The organism is Phormidium sp. CCY1219, assembly GCF_035615515.1.
Lineage (GTDB): Bacteria > Cyanobacteriota > Cyanobacteriia > Cyanobacteriales > Laspinemataceae > CCY1219.
On record NZ_JAJENT010000813.1, the window covers coordinates 1 to 1,379 of the forward strand.

Annotated in this window: 2 protein-coding genes; one reads left to right on the plus strand and one right to left on the minus strand. The window is 52.2% G+C overall.

Going from position 1 to position 1,379, the window contains the following annotated elements; all coding sequences use genetic code 11:
• Positions 1–582 (plus strand): hypothetical protein (locus tag LKK83_RS25425; RefSeq protein ID WP_442957366.1); only part of this gene is annotated, 582 nt, incomplete at its 5' end.
• Between the two features lie 283 nt (positions 583–865).
• On the opposite strand, the gene LKK83_RS25430 is transcribed toward LKK83_RS25425, so the two are convergent.
• The gene (locus LKK83_RS25430; RefSeq protein WP_324634244.1) at positions 866–1,108 is read right to left on the minus strand and encodes a hypothetical protein; all 243 of its coding nucleotides are present in this window, start codon (positions 1,106–1,108) and stop codon (positions 866–868) included.
• Between the last annotated feature and the right edge of the window lie 271 nt (positions 1,109–1,379).

Below are 1,379 nucleotides of genomic sequence, written 5' to 3' on the forward strand. Positions count from 1 at the left end.
GATGAAGCGCGCTCCGAATTAGAGCAAGGCAATCAACGAGCCGAACAGTTGCAATCTCAAGTGGGTGAAGCGCGTCAAGAGAACCAGAATTTGAGTTCGCAACTGGAAGAGAGTCGCACTCAGTTAGAGCAAGCACGTCAAGAGAAGGAGAATGTGGGAGCGGAACTGGAGGAAGCGCGAGAGCAGTTGCAAAGCGAGAGAGCGCAGCGATCGCAGCTAGAAAGCCAACTGGAACAAATGGGAGAAGAAGTGGCGCAAGTGCGACAAGAGCAATCGCGGTTAGAAACGCAGTTGTCAGACTCTCACCGATCGCAGTCGCAAATGCAGTCGGAATTATCGCAAACGCAAGAGAAACTGTTGAGAACCCAAGAGCAGCGATCGCAGATAGAATCGGAACTGGCGAAACTGCAAGGCGATCGCAGCGAAGTGGAATCGCAACTGAAACTGTCCGAGACAGAGCGCTCGAATTTAGAAGCCCAGCTAGACACTGCGCGATCGCAGACGCCATTTTTGAAAGCTGGTGTGTTTCTCGCATTCATTTTCGGGTCTTTAATTGCGTGGTTTTTATCCTTAGCAGTTTAGCTTGCTTAGCGCTCAGCCCCGCCCTGTAGCGGAGGTCAGCATCGGGATGAAAACCGAGGGAGTAGTGCGATAATGGCTTAAGAATTGCAGGGTTGATTTTCCCCCGATCCGTAGGCTTTCTACCGACTATCGGCGTTGACCGGTAGGCATCCCCCGCAAGTCCGCAGTTTCCGAAGTTGAAATAGAAGGCCCTCAAAAAAAGCAACCCTCCTTAATGGAGTAGATTTTTCAAGTGGGGTCCGGCGTTTCCTCACTATAATAACTCGAACTCGGTAGCCAGTGGTCAAACCCTGACGGTGGGAGAAGCCCGCACCAAGCGCTTGCATCGGTGTCGGGAGTATGTCACATTCGCTGAAGCGATGACCATCCCGGGTTGCTCAGTCGTCTCGTGCGATCGCCCTTTTCCTTCCCACCCTTTCTCCTTAAATACACCCGATTCGGTTTCCTGTAGAGACGTTATTCCCAACGTCTCTACATTTATTTTATTTCCTCCTTCCCCGACGCGCGATCGGATCGAGAAAGCCAAGATAATGGCTTACCTAAGCTCTCATAGCCGCCGCTGAAAAAAAGCCGCGATCGCCGAGAGTGCAATCCGGGGTGGATAAAGCCCACAAAATGACCCGTTGATGGCCCGAATCGACAAAGAGGAATGAATCGAAAACACAGACTTGGGCAAGAAGGTGCAAGTTGATTGCCAACCATCGCGAAGGGAATCGAGAAATTAGCTTCTCGGCGGGAAGCCCCGCGCTCTACCCGTGCTTGGTGAGCGTCGGGATGAGAGCCAGGGGAAATGGAGG